The organism is Spirulina sp. 06S082 (genome assembly GCF_034932145.1).
GTDB lineage: Bacteria > Cyanobacteriota > Cyanobacteriia > Cyanobacteriales > Spirulinaceae > CCY15215.
Map to the genome: position 1 here is coordinate 23,907 of NZ_JAYGHV010000007.1, position 14,702 is coordinate 38,608.

Below are 14,702 nucleotides of genomic sequence, written 5' to 3' on the forward strand. Positions count from 1 at the left end.
TAAAGAATAAGAGAGATCGAGAAAGGCGATCGGCGATTTTAGACAAAGTTGATAGTGAGTGGATTTTTTTCTTTTTGCGATCGCCTTTCACTGAGATTATCGAATACGAGAAAAAAATTTTATTCTTCATCTAAAATATCTGACACCCAAAATAGATAAACGGAGAAAATGTCTTGTTGTATTGAATTTAAACGAATTGCCCACTCGGAGACTTCCTCAATATCCATTTCTACCTCTATTACTTCACCACTTTGAAGATTAGTATTTGAAAAAATTTGTTTATTTAATTCTCTCAATCGCTGAATTGCTGAAATCAAGTTTTGTCGATTTTCTTGTTCTGAGGGTGTTAAATTATCAAAATAAGTGAATATCTCAGTTTCTACATTCGAGATTGATTGAAAAACTTCACCGAGTGGAATCCGAATTTTTTGAAATATTTCTTCTCCTTGTTTATCTAGATTTGGAAGTCTTGCAAAATCTCGTCTGTGTAAATCTAATAATGATAATTGGGCAATAAATCCTCTTAATTTTTGTACTAATTTTAATCTCGGAGATGCCCAAGTTAATATCCCCAACTGAGAAATAACCTTTTCTGGAATAGGGATCAAAATGGGATTTAATTCAGTTAAATTATGAGGATCGCCTGTCGAGAATAAAAGAGAAGAAAACTTCCAAGCTGTCCCGTCTAAAGATTTATGGAGAACCAAAGGTACAACAACAATATTAGACCAAGTAAATTGAACTGCATAACGTCGTAACTCACAACTATAAACTTTTTCAATTCCTCGAAAAACAGCATCAAGTACCACTTCAATATTATGATAGACATCAAAAGGATTTTCTCCATCAATTACCAACGAAAGTGTCTTTTCCTTTTCCCACAAGACATCTTCTGAAAAAATCTTAATTTCTAAATTATCTGAAGAAATTAATTTTAACTGCTTTTGAATATTTTTACGGATCTCTTTTACTTTTTTGTTAAACTTTTTCTTGCATTCTTGAATTGCATTCTCGAATCTCCGCTTTGGATGAAATGCAAAATAGTACCAAATACACCATAATTCGCCAAACACTTCTTGTTCTAAAATTTCTACTTCGTGCAGTTTATTTTTATCATCTATAAATTGATATAATAATTTTCTAAATTCTTCTTGTAGCTTCGGTATAATTTGCAAAGCATCTCCTAAATTTAAGACAGATAAATTGGCCATTTGCCTTAAATGTTCATAATTTTCATTCCTAATATGAGGATGAACATTTAACACACATTCAGATTGTTCAAAAAAATTAGAGCAACTGGAAACGTATTTATCAAAAATTTGAAGATAAGATATATATTTTTCCAGTACCAAATTTTTTTCTTTGTAAATACCTGAAGATTGGGAATTATCTCTACTTTCCGAAGCAAAGCCCCACTCATCAAAAGCACAACAAGGTAATCGAGGAGGGTCTTTGAAGTTGTTTTTACAACTAGACCATATATTTGTTTCAATCTTATTACCTAAAATCTGAATTTTTTTCTGTTGTGCGAAAAACTCCTTTAAACTATCTCTAATTTTTTGCAGAATTTGTATTGTTTCTTGACGAATTGTGAGGACAAGATTTGCATATTCTTCCCATGTATTAGGACGTAATTTCCAATCTACTATCGCCTTAAAAGTAGCATTAATAGAGACTAAGTTTTGCAAAGGAAAATTGTTAAGGGGAATATTTTTTTCAGTTTCATCATGTGATTCAATATCGATCCAAATTTGATGTCCATAGCCTTTACTTCCATATCGTTCGTAGTTGGGAAAGAATTTTCGGCACAATGTTAATCTTTCTGTTGAAGCATCAACAAATCCTCTTTTAGCATATTTCTCAAATGATTGAACTTCAGGTAAAGGTCGATCTTGCTTACATAACTCGATCGCAAAATGAACTCGTAAATTTTGTCCATCATCTTCCCACATCAATGTTTGAGTTTCTTGTCGAAATCGATGAATCAATCGATCATAATTTTGATCGAGCCAAGATTGATAGATTGTCTCATCTGCATAAAATATTCCCAAAGCTATATCCGCCAAAATTTCTAGATTTAATTCCTCAATTGCATCATCTAAGCTAACATTATTTAACCAATCACTAATTGGCAATCTGATTTGTAAACGTCCTATCCAAAATAAAACTTCTGCCATTGCTATCCAATCTAATTCAAATTGAGGAATTTGCGGTTTCTTAGTTAAATTTGATAGCCATTCAGTAGCACGTATAAATATTTGATTTTTATTGGTTTGACGACTTCTCAAAGTTTGTATTTGCAATTGTTCCTCTTCAGATTTTATTGACAAAATTGAGGATAGTAAATTATCAGCAACACCCGGATTAGCATTAGCTATATCAAAATCGAGAATTAATGCCCATCCTCGACCAAATTTCTCGTATGTCTCAGTAATTAATTCTTGATTGGTGTGAACATATTCTTTAATACCCAGCCAAATTAATGCTCGAACTATACCGGCGATCGCGATCCATTGTTCTGGCTGATATGAGTCAAGCGCATTTAAAAGTGGTTCTAATTCATTTTGATGACGTGAAAATACATAAAGTAAAAAGCTACCAATATCTTGCTCAAAGATAAATGGGAAACAATCACTCAAATTATCAATCCAAGAATTGAACGCTGGATCGACAAGAATATCTGCTAAAATTTCTGAGCGAATGGGATGTAATCCTGCAACTAATCTTCCATCTTCACTGGTTCTTAATAAATACTCTTTTTCCAGTAGTTTAAAGGTTTGTTTCGTTGTCGATTTGGGTAAATCCAGAAAATGAACCAGTTCTCTGATTTTTAAACGGGCTTCAAATGCCGAAGCGACAGAAACTAAACAAAGTACCTTTAGCTCTTTCTCAGAACGTATTTTTTCTGCAACTTCCTTTTGAATTTTCTCAATTTGTCCCTGCAATCTCTCTCGCAGAGATTCCCCTTTCGTCACCAAATAGACGAATTCCATTAAAGGACCTTGATTTCCAAAGCGTTTCCAAGCATCATCAAAATCAAGAAAATATGCTGGTGTTTCTGTTTCTTGTAAAAACTGATATATCTCTTCGGCTTCAGTGCGATCGAATTTTAGCTCTATCTCATTAAATTGAATTTCCGTATTAGAAATACTAGCTCGTTTAAAGTCTTCTTCTCGGACTGTAACCAAAACTTGTATATTTCTTTGTAGTGATAATTCTTTAACCAATTCGACCCAACCTTCATCATTAGGAGAGACATCAAGATAAACGGCCATTTTAATACCGATATTTCTTGCGTGTCCTGAGAGTGCAGTTGCAATATTTAAGGCGTGTTGACGACTATCAACTAAACGGACTTGAAAGCGCCATAAACTCGGAAAAAAGTCATGTAAGTATCGATAAGCAAGTGTTGTTTTTCCTTGTCCAGATGCCCCATGAACAATAACAACTTGTTTTTCATGAAACTTTTGAGAAATCTCATCAAGTTTTTTAGGACGAGGTTGATCAATATCAGCAAGAATATGTTCGTATCTTGCGGAAACTCCTCTATAAAATTCATTTGATAAAGTTTTCTTATCTTGAGTTTCTATTTCACGATCTTCAACTGGAACAATTGAACGAAACCATTCACTATGATGAGCATTTCGTTCTCCTAAAAATCTGCCTATATCATTGATTTTTTTGATGAGATCGTTATGAGTGATTTTTTGTTTATCTTCTGCACAACGATACAACCAAAAATTGAGCATATCAAAGGTAGCATTGACATCGATACCTGTGCATAAATTGCCGATTGCAGAAAAAACACTTGCTTGCAACTCTTCTTCTGAAACAGAGATAAAGTTTAATTGAGAAAGCAGATTGTTAGCCTCTGCTTCTGATAAAAATCCATATTTGACTATTTTCCGAATAACATTCTCTCTTTTTTTCCCATCTTCCTGTGTTGCTTGAAGTAGTTCTATTCCAATCTGTCCAAAACTCACAATTATAATATTTAGATCGGTATCTATATTAGGTAAATTATTGATTCGATAGAAAAAAGAATCTTTTTTATCTGGATCGAGTAAAGAGAGTGTTAAATTTGCGGTGTAAGATTTTACTTGGATGACTTCTAAAAGACGATCGCTAGTGTCAAAAATAGCTAAATCTTCTGCACCTTCAGGCTGAAAAATTAAATCTTTTGTATCGCAAGGTTCGAGGATACGTGCGAGAGTATATAGAGTTTGAAGGCGATAGCCACGATAGGCAGGTGTTGCATCAGACATAAACTAAATTGGGAGTATGTTTTTTTTGCTTCACGAGAAGTTCAATTATTGTAGAACAATTATACTTGATATTGCTGTAGAGGGATATCTTTCCCTCGATAGTACATATTTCTTATCATTTCCGTTTCTAGCTTGATAATTCTCCCGATCGACAGCCATTACAAAGGCACGGTACTGAAATCGGGGTATTTATCGGCGCGATCGCATTCCCAAAATATACTCGAATCTCGAAAAGCGATCGCTTCCAGTTTTCTGATTCCTTTTGGTGTTCCTCCAGATATTACCGAGAAAAATAATCATAAATTATGAAAATAACTTGCGAGAACGATTTTCGTCAATAATTGTCTTTGCCATTTCCCATGTTTTTCTTGCTGCTTCTAACTCCTCTTCTGTTAGCTTTTCTTCACGCCAAGCACGAAGCATCTCGATACCTTTTTGATTAATTTTAATTTGCTCTTTTCTGGTTCTACCGTAATTTTTGAGAGACGCAACCAAAGAGCCTCTTGGTTCGGGATATTCAACATCCTCATTCTCATCCCATTTCTTTCTTTTATCTGCCTCCATTTGCGCTCTCACCTTCCGCAATCTAAGCATCGTTGGAGTAGGATTAAGTTGTTGTTGTTTCCATTGTTCGTGTTCCCACTCCAACCCATCAGTAATATATTGGCTGACGGATTCCTTGTTATGTAGATAATAAAGAATCGTCGCGTAAACCTGCTCTAAAGTAATGCTAGAGAAACAACTAACAATTTCCTCGGGGGTGCGACTGCGATAAAGATATTCGTACAGAACATTTTCAATTCCCACTCGCGTACCTTTCAGGCGAATATCATCAGGACGTTGAAAATCAAAATAATCTTCTAATTGCATGGTTGGATTTTCAATTCTGTTCTTCCCATTTTAACCGATCGCCTCTCGGTTAGCGAAGTAAAAGGCGATCGCTAATCTGTAAGATTTCCTGATTCCTTCGTTTCCTGTGATTCTCGAAACATCCTTGGTACGAGAATCAAAAACAAAAGCCACCACAATAAAATGGGTACAGTGACGAAAGCAGTCAGCCAAAGCGATCGCAGCAGCAACCAACTCCCCGCGATCGCCACAACTCCCGTTAATAAAATCGACCAAGGCTGACACCACCAAGGCTTATAATCCCAAAAACTCATGCCTTTAATATTTTCCGTCGCTATCGGGACTTTCCAACCGAGGTAGCCCCATACTGTAATTGGTAACGCGACCTTGCAAATTGTAACTAATCTGGCCGCCCTGCAAGAGAGAACGAATCAAATGTTCGAGATCGGAACCAATGCGGCGAAGATTGTATTCCGTCAAATCCTCACCATTATAGGATTCAACTAGATCGTCAAAGGTTCGATACACCCGTTGCAGGGAATCTTCATTCCAGTTAAATTCATTGTCAGGATCGATATCAAGGGTGAGAACCTTATTGCTCTCAACGAAATCATCATCCTGTAATTCCGCCGCATAAACGCGAATGTGGCGTGTGGTTGATTTTAAAAGCATCAGAATTTTTTCTCCGAATGAAATTGCGCGTTATTCCCATCAAGGTATTCTACCCGTTTTTTGATAAAGTTAAACCAAGTATGGGGAATCGGTTATTTCCGACGTGCCAAGGCAAAATATGGATGAAATAGCAAAACAAGCTCATGAAGGCAGTGTCGCGGCGATCGTGCAGATTATGAACGATCGCCTGGCTGACATGGGGGTGAGAACTCGAGCAGTCCTAGAAAAGGGCATCCTGCAAGTTCTCTGTGAAGCCAAAGAAAGCGAACAACTCGAACAATCTGTTCTGATTGAGCAGTTACAGGAAATTTTAGAGGCGATCGAACCGCAAAATCTGCGCCGCGTTAATATTTGCAGTCGCATTGCCAATGAACAGCAACTTGTTTGGCTCGAAGATGTCCATCACAACCCAGAAAATCAACTTCTCTGGTCCCAAGAAATCGTGCTTCGCAAAGCCAGTACTTTCCAAAACTGGTTTCGCAAGGAGAACAAAAGCAAACAATCTGAGCAAAAATCAACGGCTATCCAACTTTCATCCAACTCTTCTCCTCCCTCATCATCCAAGGTTCGTAACATTGTGGGAATGTTGTTGTTATGTACGGTCAGTTTTTTGGCAGGATTGGCTTATAACAATTGGCGCGCACAAAACCTCGATTTTTCCCAACTGGCGGGACTTTTTCCCTTCTTTAAATCTTCTGTATCGTCGGTTTCTCCTGCTGCTCCTGTTGCCCAAACGACTGAATCTCCAACTGACACACCTGCTGCATCTCCGACACCTGCTGTATCTCCGACACCCTCTCCCCTGCAAACAGAAACCCCTACAACCGTCGTACTGCCCGCTCCCGGTGATTCTAATGCTCCCGCTACTACGGAAGATCCTTTTTCCGAAGCAGTACGATTGGCAGAAGAAGTTTCCCTAAAAGGTCAAACGGCTCAAACCAAAGCAGAGTGGCTGAATTTATCCGCTCAGTGGCAAAAAGCCTCGGAGTTGATGAACTCGGTGGCTCAAGACGATCCCCGCTATGATGTTGCGCGCGATCGCGTTGAATTTTATCAAAAAAATAGTGAAGTGGCTCGCACTCAAGCACAAAAGCAGGATAATAATTGATAGTTGATAGTGAATCGTTGATAGTTGATAGTTGATAATTGTGGGAACATTTCGGGAAGAGTAGTGACATGAATGAACTAGACTCCCACAAACTCGGACAGGAAATTCTTAAACTGCTTCTCCCTTCTGCCGATCCTCTATCTCTTCTCGCTAGAATTGCTCGAGGGATCGGCCAACGGTTGGGTGCGGTGGCCTGTTTGCTGGTTAGCGATCGCCGCGACCTCGAATTGGGAACTAATGGGTATTGGTGTGCAGAAAGCTATCTTCCTGAACAAGACAGCCTCAAAAAGCAATTATTGGCTCAACTGTCTGGGCAAAATTCAAGTTTTGCCCTTCCTTTAAAATGCGTGCTTATGATCCCCACGCCTTCAGAGGGAGTCATTGTTTTGGGGGGAGATGTGCAAGATAAATGGCAGGATTTACAAGCCAAGACACTAGAGGCGATCGCGAATGCCGTGGCGATCGCTTTCTCTCAAGTTCGACTTCAACAGCAAAATTACCTCAATAATGCCTACCAGGTTCTCTTAGAACAATTTCACGGCATCAATGCGGCTCAACCCGACCTAGACCTGGCTCTAGGGACAACAGCAACAGCCCTACAGGTGGAACGAGGGGCGATCGTGCTTTTAAAATACAAAGACCCCTTCTACAATCAACACGATTCCACGGCGATCCCCCGAGCCAATTGCACTGTTGCTCATCAATGGACGGCAAGGGACGACATTGCTAAAATTGGCGTAGGGGAAAACTTTGAATTATCCGATTGTCCCTATTGTATTACCGCTTGGCAACAGTCTCCCCAACCTTTTGCGATCGATACCTTTCGAGAAAGAACAAAAAACAACCCTCGCTCTCAGTCCAATCCCAACAATAAACCCGATAGTCTCATTCCTAGTCTTTTTAATCCCGATCGCTTTCCCGCTTTATTACTCGTTCCTCTGATCGGTACGGCCAGTAATTCTTCCTTAGTGCTAGGGTTTTTCCTCTTTCAGCGCGATCGCCCCTATCGCTGGCAAACTGGTGAAATGGCTTTAGCGCGTTGGGTAGGCGCTCAAATTGCCACGGCAACGATCTACGATCGCACTATTAAGCAAGTACAGTCCTTGGTCACAAAACGGACGGCTCAATTGCAAGGCAGTTTAGAAGTTCAAGCCAAACTCTACGAACAAACCCGCAAACAGGTGGAGCAATTACGCCAATTGATCGAACTTAAAGATGAATTTCTCGATTCTGTAAGCCACGAGTTGCGAACCCCTTTAACAACAATGAAACTGGCGATTCAAATGCTTCGTCAACCTGGACTTCCCCCGGAACGTCAAAGCAAATACTTGGATTTATTGGAGCGGGAATGGGGGCGAGAATATAATCTTATTCAAGATTTACTGGCACTACAAAAGCTAGAAACTCATCAAATTAATCTACAACTGAGCCAATTAAATCTTCAGGAAATTGTGGAAGAATTATGGGGAGCTTGTCGCGAGACATGGGCAGAAAAAGGGTTAGAATTGGCCGTTCGCTACGGTGGAGAAGATAATCTCGATACCTCCTTGTTACTTTATTCCGATCGCGACAGTTTGCAGCGCATTCTACAAGAATTACTGGCTAATGCGGAGAAATACTCCGATCCTGACAGTACGGTTTATGTAGAAATAGATCGCATTTCTACCCCCCAGTTAGCCTCAGAAACGGACAAAAAAGGCGATCGCATTACCATCGCAATTGTGAATACTGGTGCAGGTATTGCACCGGAAAATATTGAGAGTATTTTTGAGAAATTTATGCGCGGCAAAGAAGCAAACCAACAGGCGATCGCGGGAACGGGGTTGGGCTTGGCTTTAGTAAAAGGGCTGGTACAGCATCTTAATGGCACAATTGAAGTATCGAGTCGCATTGCTGACCAAAACCAGCGCGGTGAAACCCGGTTTACCCTCGTTTTACCGCAATTTCCCCTGCAAAAATAATTCTATGAGTGCATCTTTGAAAACCCTCCGTTGGCAGCAAGAAAAATATTCACCCTGGCAGCGCAAAATCGATGTTTTTAGCGTTGCTACCCGCTTTTTTCTGGCCTTGGGATGGGATAAAATAACAGGAAATTCTTCAGAAAAACAGCAGCGCCGTCATGCTCGCTGGTTGGTCGCACAATTGTTAGAATTAGGGCCGACTTTTATCAAAATGGGGCAAGCGCTTTCGACGCGATCGGATTTGATTCCTTTGCCCTATATTGAAGCCTTGGAACAATTACACGATCGCGTCCCCCCTTTTCCCTCCCAAGAGGCGATCGCGGTTATAGAAACAGAATTAGGCAGTTCAATATCGGAGTTATTCCAAGAGTTTGAGGAAACACCTATTGCTGCTGCAAGTTTGGGACAAGTTCACCGCGCGACTTTACCCACAGGAGAAAAAGTTGCGATCAAGGTTCAGCGTCCTGGTTTAGAACGACTCTTGAATCTTGATTTTGCAGTGTTACATCGCCTCATTAGACTGCTGCAACGCTACTTTCCCAAAGTCAAAAAATACAATCTCGAACATCTCTATCACGAGTTTTTTGGTTTACTTTATCAAGAAATTGATTATATTCACGAGGGCAAAAATGCCGAACGCTTTCAGAGCAATTTTCGCGATTATCCTAATGTTGTCGTTCCGCGAGTCTATTGGCGCTATACTTCACAACGGATTTTAGCTTTAGAATATTTACCTGGGATTAAATTCGACGATCGCGCTTCTCTTGAATCTCGCAATTTTAACCCCGATCGCCTCATTCAAACGGGAATTGTTTGTTATCTCAAGCAACTTTTAGAAGATGGTTTTTTTCAATCAGATCCTCATCCTGGAAACATGGCAGTTAATGAGCAAGGAAAAATCATTTTTTACGATTTTGGCACAATGGCAGAGGTGAAGAGCATGGCCAAAGATGAGATGATCAATACTTTTTTTGCGGTCATGCGAAAAGATACCGATGCAGTGGTACAAAGTTTAGTTTATATGGGATTGATCGAACCACTACAAGATATGTCTCCCATCAAGCGTTTAGTTGCTTTTGTCTTAGAACAATTTCGCGAAAAACCAATCGATCTGCGAGCTTTTGAGCAGATGAGTAGCGAAGTTTATTTAATGTTTGAAAAACAACCTTTTCGCTTACCATCGGAAATGATGTTTGTGATTAAATCAGTTTCTACTCTCGATGGCATTGCTCGCGCTCTAAATCCCCAATATAATTTAATTGCTGCGAGTCAACCCTTTCTGAAAGAATTAACTCAATCGGCTCGTAAGGGTAATTTAATTCGTCAAACCTTCCGACAAGCAGGGGAATTGATTCGCGATCGCCTCGATCGCCCCAGTCGGGTAGAATTAGCCATTCAAGATTTACAAGAAAGACTCGATCGCGGCGAAATCGAATTTCAAGTCAAATCAGAAACCAGCGATCGCGCCCTCAAGCGCATTAATTTAGCAGTAAAATGTTTAATTTATACCTGTTTGTCGGGGTTTTCTCTCATTTCAGGAACGCTCCTTGTTATCGGAGGAATTGCCAATTGGGGGATTGTTATTTTTTGTTTCTCAGCCTTTTGGTTTTTAATTCTCCTGCGTTCTTTGATGCAATTAGCTGTGCGAGAACGATTGGATAAGTTTGTGGAAAAATAAAAATCAAAGTAACAGATAATGGATTGTTAAAACCAATTATACTGCTGTCTTCAAACCCGAATGGCGACTTTGCCCTTCACCTGCCTCTGTTCGAGGTGCCGGATTGCTGCGGGGACTTCGCTCAGGTTGTAGCACTGGTCGATGAAAGGGGCGATCTTGCCTGCCACCATTAACTCCCTCAACGTGACGAGATCCTTTTGATTAGGTTTTGAAGCTAGGCATTTCACCCTGCGGCGACTGGTTCTCGAAATCCAAGCTCCAAGCAACATCACTTGGAAAAATCGAGGGGTAGATCCGCCGACCATAACGTAGGTTCCCTCTGTCGTCAATACTGGCAAATAGTCGAAAACTGAACGGTAGGCTGCTGCATCAAGCATCAGGTCATAATGCTGCCCATTTTGGGTGACATCTGCTTGAGTATAGTCAATGACGCGATCTGCGCCGAGCGATCGTACCATCTCCATTTTTTGCGTGCTACATACGGCAGTCACTTCAGCACCAAAGGCTTTCGCAATCTGCACCGCAAAGGACCCCACACCACCGGACGCACCATTGATCAACACCTTTTGCCCTGACTGAATATGACCCACATCCCGCAGTCCCTGTAACGCGGCAAGGGCTGCTCCTGGAACAGTTGCAGCTTCTTCAAATGTTGTGGCAGACGGTTTCAGTACTAACGCCGATTCTGTTGCACAGGTATACTCGGCAAAAGCGCCAAAACCACACTCGGACAGGTCTCCAAAGACTTCATCCCCGGGCTGAAATTGCGTGACATCTTTGCCAACAGCTTCAATACGTCCTGCCACATCAAAACCCAGGATCTTGATTTTTGGTTTGAGTAGCCCTCCAAACATGAGGCGAATGAGGAATGGAGTGCCTCGCATAAGATGCCAGTCGCCAGCATTGACGGACGCGGCATGAACTCGTAGCAGCACCCCGTTGTCTGGTAAAACGGGCTTGTCAACTTCCTCCAGACTCAACATATCTGTTGAACCATATTCGGTTTGGACGATCGCTCTCATTTTGTCATTCATGATTTTTCCTTTATCTTGCTTTAATCACTTCGCTCCCGAAATTCAATTTCCTCTTTTTTGAGTGAGATGTCGTAATGTTGAAAAACATTCTGACCGAGTAATCCTATTCCTTCTAAACTGGCTTCATCGGCACGAAGATCGAAGGTAACAGTAACATCATTTACCTCTAAATCTCCCACTTTCAGAGAGTTTACACGAGCAACATTAACCTTTTTTGTTCTGCCATCCGCTACAGTTGCTTCCGCATTGCCAAGAGTTTCCAGTTTGAGCTTGTTCGCCATACTCGGTAAAATTAGGGTTGTGGTTGCCCCCGTATCGAAAAGCATGGGAAAGGTATCTGTGCCGTTAAAAGTCACCTCAACAACGGGTGTTCCCCCCCTAAATTCTTTGATGGGAACGCGGAAAACGCCACTGGTTGAAGGTTGTGCTGGGGCGATCGCCGAGGCAGTCGGTAAGCCCCCACCACTACAGTTCCACCCTGGAAGATAAAACCCGCGAGTGGCAAGATTTTGTAAGCGACTCTGGTAAGTTGTTAATTGCGCTGCGTGTTCTGGGGACACTTGTTTGATCTCTTGGATCGTTTGCAGGGCGCGAGACCAATCTTGGGCGCAAATGGCGCTATTGAGTGCCTCATTCAAAGACTGAGAACGCCCGGAAGGAGAAAAAATAAGATTGAATCCTGTTGCAAGTAATGCGATCGCGGCAAACCTAAATTTCATAACGCAATTATTTTGTTGCTAGAGATAATATATCCATAATAATTCTTAATCCCTTTGGCAACACGCGATCGCCTGAGCCAAAGCACATCAATTTTGATTCTCTGAGAGATAATAACAATAAAGGCGACGGAAAAAACTATCTCTCGCGGATTTGGGTGCAATCGACAAAATCTCCCTGCTTGCCTATTTTCTATTTTGATTATGGTTCTCAACCCCCTCGTTAACCTGAAACCCAAATTGCATTGCTTACTTCCCGCTCAACTTTATACCACTTTGGCGACCAATCCCAATGCGGATACCTTAATGGAAATTTTTGAGCATTTGCGAACCCTACGTTCAATTCTTCAAGACTATCTTCCCCTACAAATTGCCACAGATCCCCCCACCGTGGGAAAAGTTCGCTACAGTTGGCACAAAGGAACGCTATTGTTTACCGATCTGGCTGGATTTACCCCGTTAATGGAAGCAAATATGAATCGCCAATCTGAAGGAGCTAATGTTTTATTGGCGATTTTGCAAAGGTATTTTGAAGCCATGATCGAGATCGTGAGTAAATCGGGCGGGGATTTACTGGAATTTACTGGCGATGCTGTTTTAGTTGAATTTCGCCGCGATCGCGCTCATACCGACCTCTACCGAGCCATCCGCGCGGGTTTGCGAATGCAGCGAGCCATGACAGAATTTGAGAATATTGACACTCCAAACGGGATTCTTTCTTTGAAAATGCGCGTGGGTATTCATCCTGGGACATTCCTTGCAGCAGATATTGGTACTCCAGAACGGATGATGCGGGTTTTATTGGGAAAAGATGTCCAACTTGCCAAAAAAACAGAAGGAGCCGGAGAAGTCAGACAGGTTTGCTTGAGCGCAGCAGCCAGCATTCGAGCGCGATCGCAATTCCACCTCAAAATAGGAAAATCTCCCCATCATTTTGTCATCGACGATCTCAGCGATAATCAGTTGGGAGAATACGATCTCGCCCTCAAACGACGGCGCAGAGGGCGAGCCTTATTATTCGATCGCCAGATCGAGGGAATTACGCGAGAAATTGAGAATCTTCGCGGGCAAATTGAACCTCTCGCGAGTTATTTACCGAAACCCATTCTCGAGTTACTCGTAGAAAATACGGAACATCGGCAAATTCCACCTGAGTTTCTCAAATCAACGATTATGTTTGTTAATCTCCTCGGTTTATCAGATGCCACAGATCGTTTACAGCCTTCAGAAGAAGACAATTTTGTGAAAGGATGCAGTCACCTTTTTTCTCAAATTAATGCTATTGTTACGGCGGAGGGAGGCATCATGCGAAATCCTACCTATCATTTAGATAGTTCTGATATTGTCATTTATTTTGGCATTCTCAATGACCGTCCTGACGATGCAATAGACGCAATTCGAGCCGCTTGTAAAATTCGCAAGTTAATTGTTAATTTCCCCTCTTTTCTCGTCAATAAACAACCCAGGTTTATTGCTTGTCAGATTGGTTGTACCCGAGGGCAAGTTTTTGCCGCAGAAATTGGGGCAAGTCGCGGACGAAGAGAGTTTAATCTTCTCAGCGATACTGTTAATACTGCGGCTCGTTTGATGAGTTATGCGGCTAAGAATCAAATTTTATTTAATGAATCGATCGATCTTGCTCTTGACGATCGCAATTCCCTCTGCGGGACACCCTTTCAATCTCAATTTTTGGGCAATGTTTCCTTGAAAGGTAAAGCTAAAATAACGCGAATTTATACAATTTTAGAAAATGAGGTTTGCCCTCTATAACTGCGATCGCCGTCTAATAAAAATGCCCCCTAAGAGAGGAATAGAGGTTAGAGCCATCCCTAGGCGATCGCCCCAAATCTCTAACTATGCAACAATCTCTTTAGCAATATTCAAAATTGTTTGCGTTAGCGGATTATCGGGATATTTTAAGGCAAAAATACCATCACTTGCCAAAACCATCATCTCATCGGAATGCGGCAAAATACCAGAAACAGAAACATCATAAGTTTGTTCGACTTTCTCTTGTAGCAAGGTAAAATCAAAACTGGTAGGGGCTTTATTCACCACCATTAACATTTTGGGAACTTCTAACTTTCGAGCAACATCTACTGTCACCGCCGTACCTTGATAATCTTGTTTATCCGGTCTTAAAATTAAGACCAAAATATCAGAAATAGTAATAGAAAGGAGAGTTTCTTCGTTCAATCCGGGATGAGTATCAATAAATAAATAATCTAACTCCAAATCCTCGACTAACATATCAAACCCATCATTCAATAAACCGACATCATAGCCTTCTCGTAAAACTCGAGCAATTTCACTGGCTTTGACGCTAGAAGGAACGAGAAATATTTTACTATTTTCCTGTTTGTTATTTTCCAATACATGAGTAACATCATGAGCCGCATCGGTAATGTTGCATTTTCCC

At 41.0% G+C, this 14,702-nt stretch carries 11 protein-coding genes and 1 pseudogene; 5 read left to right on the plus strand and 7 right to left on the minus strand.

Translation table 11 applies throughout. From position 1 onward, the window contains the following. Positions 1-119 precede the first annotated feature (119 nt). Positions 120-4,265, minus strand: coding sequence for a hypothetical protein (locus VB714_RS01545; protein ID WP_323220474.1), 4,146 nt, complete (start codon positions 4,263-4,265; stop codon positions 120-122). Positions 4,266-4,397: 132 nt separating this feature from the next. Here VB714_RS01545 and VB714_RS01550 point away from each other — a divergent pair, with 132 nt between their 5' ends. Continuing rightward, the gene (locus VB714_RS01550) at positions 4,398-4,574 is read left to right on the plus strand and encodes a hypothetical protein (protein ID WP_323220476.1); all 177 of its coding nucleotides are present in this window, start codon (positions 4,398-4,400) and stop codon (positions 4,572-4,574) included. 237 nt (positions 4,575-4,811) lie between these two features. Here VB714_RS01550 and VB714_RS27260 read toward each other — a convergent pair. The 3 genes and pseudogenes from VB714_RS27260 to VB714_RS01565 all read right to left on the minus strand — a co-directional run. Next, positions 4,812-5,135, minus strand: a pseudogene (locus tag VB714_RS27260) (DUF433 domain-containing protein); the annotation flags it as partial. 71 nt (positions 5,136-5,206) lie between these two features. After that, complete coding sequence (locus VB714_RS01560) at positions 5,207-5,428, minus strand: DUF6737 family protein (protein ID WP_416309575.1); 222 nt, start codon at positions 5,426-5,428, stop codon at positions 5,207-5,209. A gap of 4 nt (positions 5,429-5,432) precedes the next feature. Further along, on the minus strand, positions 5,433-5,786 hold the full coding sequence (locus VB714_RS01565) for an NAD(P)H-quinone oxidoreductase subunit M (protein WP_323220482.1): 354 nt from the start codon (positions 5,784-5,786) through the stop codon (positions 5,433-5,435). A 118-nt stretch (positions 5,787-5,904) separates the two neighbouring features. Here VB714_RS01565 and VB714_RS01570 point away from each other — a divergent pair, with 118 nt between their 5' ends. The 3 genes from VB714_RS01570 (at position 5,905) to VB714_RS01580 (ending at position 10,533) form a co-directional block, all read left to right on the plus strand. After that, positions 5,905-6,894 carry a hypothetical protein gene (locus VB714_RS01570; protein WP_323220484.1) on the plus strand — a complete coding sequence of 330 codons (990 nt, stop codon included), beginning with the start codon at positions 5,905-5,907 and terminating at the stop codon, positions 6,892-6,894. 68 nt (positions 6,895-6,962) lie between these two features. Further along, complete coding sequence (locus VB714_RS01575; RefSeq protein ID WP_323220486.1) at positions 6,963-8,855, plus strand: HAMP domain-containing sensor histidine kinase; 1,893 nt, start codon at positions 6,963-6,965, stop codon at positions 8,853-8,855. A gap of 4 nt (positions 8,856-8,859) precedes the next feature. Continuing rightward, positions 8,860-10,533, plus strand: coding sequence for an AarF/ABC1/UbiB kinase family protein (locus tag VB714_RS01580; RefSeq protein ID WP_323220488.1), 1,674 nt, complete (start codon positions 8,860-8,862; stop codon positions 10,531-10,533). A gap of 50 nt (positions 10,534-10,583) precedes the next feature. Here VB714_RS01580 and VB714_RS01585 read toward each other — a convergent pair whose 3' ends face one another. Further along, the gene (locus VB714_RS01585) at positions 10,584-11,555 is read right to left on the minus strand and encodes an NAD(P)-dependent alcohol dehydrogenase (protein ID WP_416309577.1); all 972 of its coding nucleotides are present in this window, start codon (positions 11,553-11,555) and stop codon (positions 10,584-10,586) included. Positions 11,556-11,587: 32 nt separating this feature from the next. Then, positions 11,588-12,286 (minus strand): retropepsin-like aspartic protease, encoded by a 699-nt coding sequence (locus tag VB714_RS01590; protein ID WP_323220492.1) that lies wholly within the window; start codon positions 12,284-12,286, stop codon positions 11,588-11,590. Between the two features lie 201 nt (positions 12,287-12,487). Here VB714_RS01590 and VB714_RS01595 point away from each other — a divergent pair, with 201 nt between their 5' ends. Beyond that, positions 12,488-14,053, plus strand: coding sequence for an adenylate/guanylate cyclase domain-containing protein (locus tag VB714_RS01595; RefSeq protein ID WP_323220494.1), 1,566 nt, complete (start codon positions 12,488-12,490; stop codon positions 14,051-14,053). 84 nt (positions 14,054-14,137) lie between these two features. Here VB714_RS01595 and VB714_RS01600 read toward each other — a convergent pair. Further along, a partial coding sequence (locus tag VB714_RS01600) for a MinD/ParA family protein (RefSeq protein WP_323220496.1) occupies positions 14,138-14,702 on the minus strand: 565 nt, incomplete at its 5' end.

Coding starts and splice junctions, on each gene's coding strand:
- VB714_RS01545 (WP_323220474.1), bottom strand. CDS start 4,265: ATGTCTGATGCAACACCTGCCTATCGTGGCTATCGCCTTCAAACTCTA.
- VB714_RS01560 (WP_416309575.1), bottom strand. CDS start 5,428: ATGAGTTTTTGGGATTATAAGCCTTGGTGGTGTCAGCCTTGGTCGATT.
- VB714_RS01565 (WP_323220482.1), bottom strand. CDS start 5,786: ATGCTTTTAAAATCAACCACACGCCACATTCGCGTTTATGCGGCGGAA.
- VB714_RS01570 (WP_323220484.1), top strand. CDS start 5,905: ATGGATGAAATAGCAAAACAAGCTCATGAAGGCAGTGTCGCGGCGATC.
- VB714_RS01575 (WP_323220486.1), top strand. CDS start 6,963: ATGAATGAACTAGACTCCCACAAACTCGGACAGGAAATTCTTAAACTG.
- VB714_RS01580 (WP_323220488.1), top strand. CDS start 8,860: ATGAGTGCATCTTTGAAAACCCTCCGTTGGCAGCAAGAAAAATATTCA.
- VB714_RS01585 (WP_416309577.1), bottom strand. CDS start 11,555: ATGAGAGCGATCGTCCAAACCGAATATGGTTCAACAGATATGTTGAGT.
- VB714_RS01590 (WP_323220492.1), bottom strand. CDS start 12,286: ATGAAATTTAGGTTTGCCGCGATCGCATTACTTGCAACAGGATTCAAT.
- VB714_RS01595 (WP_323220494.1), top strand. CDS start 12,488: ATGGTTCTCAACCCCCTCGTTAACCTGAAACCCAAATTGCATTGCTTA.